At 61.7% G+C, this 6,824-nt stretch carries 5 protein-coding genes; 3 read left to right on the top strand and 2 right to left on the bottom strand.

All coding sequences use genetic code 11. The features are described from left to right. Positions 1-730: 730 nt before the first annotated feature. Entirely contained in the window at positions 731-1,006 is a 276-nt protein-coding gene (locus tag RSO01_RS45445; RefSeq protein ID WP_147157236.1) for a hypothetical protein, read from the bottom strand. An 858-nt stretch (positions 1,007-1,864) separates the two neighbouring features. Between RSO01_RS45445 and RSO01_RS45440 the strand changes: the two genes are divergently transcribed. Continuing rightward, a complete protein-coding gene (locus RSO01_RS45440) occupies positions 1,865-2,206 on the top strand; it encodes a hypothetical protein (RefSeq protein WP_147157235.1) in 342 nt (113 codons plus the stop codon). 89 nt (positions 2,207-2,295) lie between these two features. Here the strand turns inward: RSO01_RS45440 and RSO01_RS45435 are convergent, their stop codons facing one another. After that, positions 2,296-3,198: a phytanoyl-CoA dioxygenase family protein gene (locus tag RSO01_RS45435; protein ID WP_147157234.1), complete on the bottom strand. Its 903-nt coding sequence runs from the start codon at positions 3,196-3,198 to the stop codon at positions 2,296-2,298. Between the two features lie 532 nt (positions 3,199-3,730). Between RSO01_RS45435 and RSO01_RS45430 the strand changes: the two genes are divergently transcribed. Together RSO01_RS45430 and RSO01_RS45425 are read left to right on the top strand one after the other, a co-directional pair. Further along, the gene (locus tag RSO01_RS45430) at positions 3,731-3,976 is read left to right on the top strand and encodes a hypothetical protein (RefSeq protein ID WP_147157233.1); all 246 of its coding nucleotides are present in this window, start codon (positions 3,731-3,733) and stop codon (positions 3,974-3,976) included. Positions 3,977-4,559: 583 nt separating this feature from the next. Beyond that, on the top strand, positions 4,560-5,783 hold the full coding sequence (locus RSO01_RS45425; protein ID WP_147157232.1) for a sensor histidine kinase: 1,224 nt from the start codon (positions 4,560-4,562) through the stop codon (positions 5,781-5,783). The last annotated feature ends 1,041 nt before the right edge of the window (positions 5,784-6,824 follow it).

Genomic DNA, 6,824 nt, shown 5'->3' with positions numbered 1-6,824 from the left:
CCCTTGAGGCCGACCTTGCCCCGCCAACGGGCCGCAAAACTATCGTTTGCCAGCAGTACCTACCGCATCGCGCGGCCACGCGCAGCAACGCCGATGCCTGCCGACGCGTAGGCTGCGGCGATGGTCGCCGTTTCCTGGCAAGCCCTACAGCTTCGGCGTCCTCCGCAAGACCTTCGGGCAGCTCTATCTGCGCTGCGACCTCTGCCGCCGATTTGCCTTGCTACAGCTCGGGCCGCACAATCTGCGCGACGTCGACTCCAGGATTAAGCGCTTCTCGTGCTCGGTGTGCGGCGCGGAGGCCTGGCTCACGGTGACCAATCCGACCACGGAGCGCGGTATGGAAGACTATCGGCTCGACCAGCGCGAGGATACCGAGCGCCACCCGGCCACCGTCGATCGCCTGCTCGGCCGGCACCGGCGCCCTAGCGTCGATCACACCGGCGCGAGCTCCGGGCCGCAAGGTCGACGGTCGACGCTGAATCGCCCGGCAGACCACCCGACTGTTCATATTTGCACAGCCTTGCGCTGCCGGGCTGGAGGTGACCTTGCTGGCCTCCACACGATGGAGGCGGCGTCATGGAACGTGGCTTGCTCGTCGAACTCAGTCCCAACGAAGAAAGTGCACTTCAGCGAATCGCCTTTGGGTTCGATCAAACGGGATTGCGCCTCGACTACCTCACGAGATTGAAGCTCTTGGCGCTCGTGGAGCCCCGCGACAGCGCCCTAGTTCTCACCGCACTCGGTGCTCGGCGGGTTGCCACATTGCATGACAGCGCGCCTCGCCCGGGCAAAGCTCGATGAGGAGGTCCCACTGCATGCAATGCATGCACACCACCTTCATCCTCGCTTTCGCCGCCGTGATCGTCGCAACGCCAGTACTGGCGCAGCTACCACCAGGCTCGATCGGCAATGGCGGCCGCATGCCGGAGACCATGTAGCCCGGCGCCACGCCCCCGCCGCCGACGGTCTCCTCGCCTTCGACGCCGGTGTCGCCGCCCTCGAACACTGAGCCGTCCCGAGCCCCCATCCAGGGCCAGCAAGCCCAGCCCGCGCCTACACTAGCCGCGCCAGCTCGGCCGTGAGTTCCCTGCGCCCATCTGGGTGAACTCGCGGACCGCCGCAGCAGGCCGAGGTTCCGGCAACCCATCGACCGCGCGACCCGCGCCCTCGTGCCTACCCTACTGGCGTTTTCTGTCGCTCCCCTTGACAGGCTTTTGGGTCAGTAGACCGGCCAATGCCATCATAACGAGCAGCATGCCGCCACTGCTTCTCCCGCCGCGCAAACCGCTACGCATTCCCGTTAGCAAACGCAGCCAGCCCACGGCGGCCTCCGCCGGTTGATGCTCAATGCGAGCGGGAGTGCATCGTGGGCTCTCTCTGGCGTTGGCGCTCGATGTGGGCTGAAGCCAGCGATGCCACGAGACTAGAGACTTTCAGAGTGCGCGCTGTTCGCTATTGCACATCATGGCGCTTCTTGAAGCGGTCGCGATGTGCTGGGGCGGCGTTGGCCCACGGAACTCAGCGGCAACCGCAGGTTCCAATCGGCGTTCACGTTCGGCTGCTTGGATCGCAAGAGCTTGGCCCCCGCTCTGCTCTTGCACCCCCGCCACGCAGTCAGGGAGACCGGCACCAATCCTGGGAACGTAAAGCCGGTACCGGTCTCCCACCTGCAATGCCCGTCATAGTCACTGGTTGCTTGGCAGGTGTTCAATAGTGAACGTTAGTCTTCCAGCGACAATGCGTATCGACGCCCAAACTTCCGAGTTTCGAAATCTAACGGACCGTGAACCTAAGGGCCCAAATCGGGCGCACTGTACCACTTTGAACGTCGCCATGGCGCTCCTTGGGGCACAATACGGCCAAGATGGAACCCACCTATGTCCGTGTAGGCGAGAGCCAGAAGAGTGTAACGCTGACCGTGACGCGGCGCTCGGAGCGCCCGCACATTGTGCGCGCCTGGGGCGCTTTTAAGCCCAACAAAGTTTCTCCCATCCAAGAAATCAATAAGGTCGAATTGCACCCTGGTCCCTGCGAAACCGTCGCGAGCTCGATCCCGCCACATAGCGATCCGTATTGGCTTGCTGTTGAGGTGCTTCGCGACACTGGAGCCGGATGGACAAGGTCTATCTCGCGTCAAAGCGATGACGTTGAGGTTCCGCATAGCTTCGAGTTCAACGAAATTGCTCTCGACATCACGTATTCGTAATTCACGACAGCAGCGTCATTCAGGCGAAGCCGCCTCCGGATCGCGTCCCCCAACGCCACGCAGGTCCTAGCCGATCACCACAAGGCCCATCACGTCGCCGACATGTATCGTGGGCTTGTCGATCTGAGTGCATTCGGGTTGGCGTGCGGTCGCACGATCAGGCGGTTGATATACGGATCAAGGTCGGCAAGCTGCCGTGTCAACTTTACTGGACGGTAATCGAAGGCAAAGACCGGCAACAGCGTATAGCCGACCTCCAACATGAGACGCGGGGCTTTGCGCGCCGCCGCCCCTTTGTGGACGCCGGAGGTGTCTGCCAAAAACATGGTGCCCCGCCGTCCTTCAATGGTGACAAAAGCCTTTTCACCATACTTGTCAGCGACTTCCTCATCTGAATAGCGACGTGCAAAGAGCGGTGGCTTCTCACGTTGGGAGCCGGCGATGAAGACGTGCGGGCCGGTGCCCTCCGCCACATCCGTCAGATAGGTGAAGAACTTCACCATTTTCCAGTCGTCGGGGTCGCGATGAAAGTTCTGGACGTTCGCGGTTTCGCCGGAGGGACGGGACCAGCGGATGCCGACGGTGGAGATTGTCGGAGCGCAACCAAGATAGGAGCCGGCGAGCGCCAGCATAGGGGGATGGTTGGCCAACTCCATCACGTGCGGGCAGTTCACCACGTCGGTCAGCTTGTAGTCTGCCAGGGCCGCATTGCCGACCGGCTCACGCTCGGCGAGAAAAGCCAGCATCTCCGCGATTTGCTCATCCAAGAGCAAGGGAGGGAGGACGGCGCAACCGTCGCGCTGCAATTGCTCGAGAATAGGATCGCCTTTCAACTCACCGGAAGCGGGATGCCTGACGCTCAGAGCTGCAGCTAGCGCATTGGCGAGGACGTGGCCTAAGGGCGATGCCACTCCGAGACGTTGCGCGTAGTAGAGCATGGCGCGAAGCGGCCGCCAGCCCCGACCGGGGGTCAACTGAGCATAGGAGATCATGCCTCTAGCTCAACCGCCCGCCGCATACTGCCTTGTCCATTCGGACGTAGACCAGTAGCCCAGACGCCTTTTGAGGGCTCCCCCCGAGAATCTGGGTCAATTCATAGATTTCTCGCTCTAACTTTTCTCGCTCTGTCATGCGGCCCCTCACCTGGCACGATCCTGGGCGTTTTGGGGCGGAATGACGAGGGAAACGGATGTTCATTGTCGAACGTCCATTATTGGACAGGATAAGCTCGGCATTCGGCTTCACAACGCGGCTGGAGATGTGTTGCCGCGGCGCCTAAGGCGCGGATACCGCATCGGCGACGCCCCGCACATTGCGAAGCGACGCTAATCACTAGGGAAAAATCGCCTTGTGACGAGCCCGTGACTAGGACTTACTTGTTCAAATGTGAACGTATGAGAAAGCTCGGCCCTGCTACAAATAGCGCATCGTCGGCTCGTAATTTGAGAGCGCCGACGGCTGAGAGACAGTGGCATCTGCGCCAAGAATGTCCCGTTCTCCCGCTCGTGAACGGGGGCCGGCGCGATGAAATCAGCATTTGATTGCTTCCAACACGCGGCCAAGTGCGAGCAGTTGGCATCGACTGCTACGAACGATGCCAGCCGAACGACTCTGTTTGCTGCCGCCGCGCACTGGCGCAAGCTTGGCAATGCGGCGAAGGTCCGCGAGCGGCGGGAGGAAAGCTACGACCTGGCGCAAGCCTTGATCAACCTTCCAAGGCCCCGTCCCAAAAAACATCCTCTTCTGGACCCTCAGCGCTCCAGTGAGTAACGCCCTCATCGGAGGCGGTTCTGCGTGAACCCAACCGCAAGTCTGTGTGCTGGAGTGCGATGAAAATCAGTGCGTCTTGCCGCAAAGCTTCGGTGCGGCAATGATCACCTCGGCGACGTTCTTCAGATCCTCGCCCAACCACCGCAGAACTTCCGGGCTTACGCTAGTATGCAAGAAGCTTTCCTATCCGGCATCACGAAGGCAAGGATAGGCGAAACCATGAGGCGGGATTCCTTTATCTGCCGGCAAATGAGTTCGTCGGCCTCGCTTAGGATTGAGCTTATCGCGGCGGTCGGATCGTTCATATCGCGCGGCATGCTCTCGAAACGTCGCCGCTTGCCGTGGTTGCCCGCGCTACGCCCAGCTGCCATGTCGGCCACTCAGCCGCCAAAGCCCACTGGGCACATCCGATGGGGGCCGTTCGTGCCGCCGTGACTGCGGGAAGTAGTTCGCGGAGGCGTTAGAAAGCGAGCCTCCCGGCAGCCTAAGGCGTTCGTCCAGTGGCCGCGAAATTGCGATCTGCTCTCACGGCCACGATTGATCAAGGGTTGTGGTGACCGCGTCGAGCCGCTAGGCCTCCTGCATGTGCCCCGACAATGAAGGCGGCGCGCCCGTTGTGGAGGCTAGTCCCGCAGGCGATGCTCCAGACCTCACTTTACGTGCTCTACACCAGCGTATCCGCCAGCAGGAGATTCTCGCCGAGCTGGGCGTGACCGCCCTGCAAGGCGCCGACTTCGACAAGCTCCTGGCCGAAACGGCCCGGCTCACCGCCGAGGCGCTCCGGGCCGAGTTCTGCAAGGTGCTTGAATACATCCCGTCCGAGAACCGGCTGCTGGTCCGGGCCGGGGTCGGCTGGGACGAAGGAATCGTCGGCAAGGCCAGCATCGGCGCCGATCTCGCCTCGCCGGCAGGCTTTGCGCTCCGCACCGGCAAGCCGGTGATCTCCAACCATCTCGAGAACGAGGAGCGCTTCCGCACGCCCGAGATGCTAGCGCAGCACGGCATCCACCGCGCTATGAACGTCATCCTGCAGGGCGACGGCCGGCCGTTCGGGGTGCTCGAGGTCGACAGCCGCTCGGAGGACGAGTTCGTCGAGCAGGATCTCGCGTTCTTGCAAGGCGCCGCCAACATCCTCGGCATGGCGATCGAGCGCGAGCACCACGCTCGCAACCTCGAAGCGGCGCTGGAACGCCATCAGGTGCTGTTGAAGGAGATGGGCCACCGGGTGAAGAACAGCCTGATGATCGTCACGAGCATGCTGCAGCTTCAGGCGCGCGACATTGGCGATCCGACTCTCACGCTCCATCTGGAAGAGGCGGCGCAGCGCGTGTCGGCCGTGGCCAGGGCTCACGATCAGCTATTCCAGGGCGCCAATATTGATCGGATGGATCTTGGCAAATACGTCGAAGGCGTCTGTAAGGACCTCGACGCGAGCGTGGCTCACTGCATCATTCACACCGAGGCTCAGCACGGGATGGAGTTTTCTGCCGATCGCGCCATTTCGGCGGCACTAGTCGTCAACGAGCTGATTGCAAACGCGGCCAAGCACGCCTACCGGGGCAAGCAGGGCGGAAGGGTGCAGGTTAGAATTGCCGGTGTTGGAGAGGACAAGCTGTCAATTTCCGTGCGCGACGAGGGCACGGGGGTGCCTCAGGGCTTCGACCTCGCCCAACCGAAAGGGCTCGGCATGCGGATCGTCACCTCGTTCGTGACGCAGTTGAACGGTACGATCGAGATTCGTCACCACAATCCTGGCACGGAGTTCGTCGTCATCCTGCCGCGCGAATCACCGCGCAAGTTTTGCTGACTGGCGTGCATCGTTCGATGACAGGCTGTTTGAAGAAGCCTTTCGGGGTAACCACTGAGACCCCGGAAACGAAGCAAGGCGAGGACAAACTTGCAAAAGTAGGCAGTGCGGCCGGTGCCGCCTCCGCCCCGCGCTAGCCACCTTCCATGGCGCGCCGATCCAGGTCGACCGCCTGGGCCTCAAGCTTCTCAGCGTAACGAAGCAGCCGCGCTGCATCCTCAGCGGCAGTGAGGGTGGTCGCGAGTCGCCTTGCCCATTTGGCGCGGTCCCGGGTAGCGATAGCCTGATCGCTTAACGTGTTTGTCATCGGGTACACCCTTCCTGAGAACCCAATGCGCGTCATAGTCGTCCAGTTGCCGGACTGTGTGCAGTATTGAACATTGCGCGCCACGCGCGCGTACTTGTGCCAAAGCGAACAGCGTCCCGCCTTATTGGTCTCTACGCTTTGCGCGACGACTCCGGTCGTGTTGCTTTGACGCCTACGGGGCGAGAACTAGCGCAGGCATTAGGCCGGCCATTGCATTAGGAGGGCGGCCGGCGGCCCGGGAGTCGAGGTGGAGGGCGGCGTGGTCCCACACCCCGCCGCCCTCGCCCTCCCGCTTGCGCTCACACCCAATGCGCAGGCGGGGGCTGATTCCTTACCGCTTGTTGCCTTATCGGCTTCCAGGCGTACTTGGCCGGCTTGAGAAAGCGTTAGCTCCTCGCCCTCGGCAATAAGCCTTTTCAGGATGAAATCGTAATGGCAGCGCGAAAGCTCGCGCTTCGGGCGGTCCTGCTTCAGGGTCTGCAGGGTGGTCACTTCTTGGGAGTTGAGCGGTGCCTTTGGACTGCGGTCCATCGCATGTTTGCTCTTGATGACCGAAATCTACAGCGCGAAAATGATCCTGCCTGTTCAATGTTGAACTGTGTTGAATCAAGATCCCGTCATTCTCCCGGCACATCAAAACTCGGGAGAAACAGAGTGCCCGCAAGCGACAAACTGTACCCACGGACCCGAATCACGAGGACTAGAATCAAGAAGCTGGGTAGCGCCATGGCCAA

Origin of the sequence: Reyranella soli (genome assembly GCF_007992495.1) — a bacterium.
In the GTDB taxonomy this organism is placed as follows: domain Bacteria; phylum Pseudomonadota; class Alphaproteobacteria; order Reyranellales; family Reyranellaceae; genus Reyranella; species Reyranella soli.
The sequence above is the reverse complement of the archived record's forward strand: the minus strand, read 5'-3'. Positions and strand labels throughout refer to the sequence as shown.

What these genes read in the sequence shown, in the direction of transcription:
- RSO01_RS45440 (WP_147157235.1), top strand. Translation starts at nt 1,865, where the DNA reads ATGGAACCCACCTATGTCCGTGTAGGCGAGAGCCAGAAGAGTGTAACG.
- RSO01_RS45435 (WP_147157234.1), bottom strand. Translation starts at nt 3,198, where the DNA reads ATGATCTCCTATGCTCAGTTGACCCCCGGTCGGGGCTGGCGGCCGCTT.
- RSO01_RS45430 (WP_147157233.1), top strand. Translation starts at nt 3,731, where the DNA reads ATGAAATCAGCATTTGATTGCTTCCAACACGCGGCCAAGTGCGAGCAG.
- RSO01_RS45425 (WP_147157232.1), top strand. Translation starts at nt 4,560, where the DNA reads ATGTGCCCCGACAATGAAGGCGGCGCGCCCGTTGTGGAGGCTAGTCCC.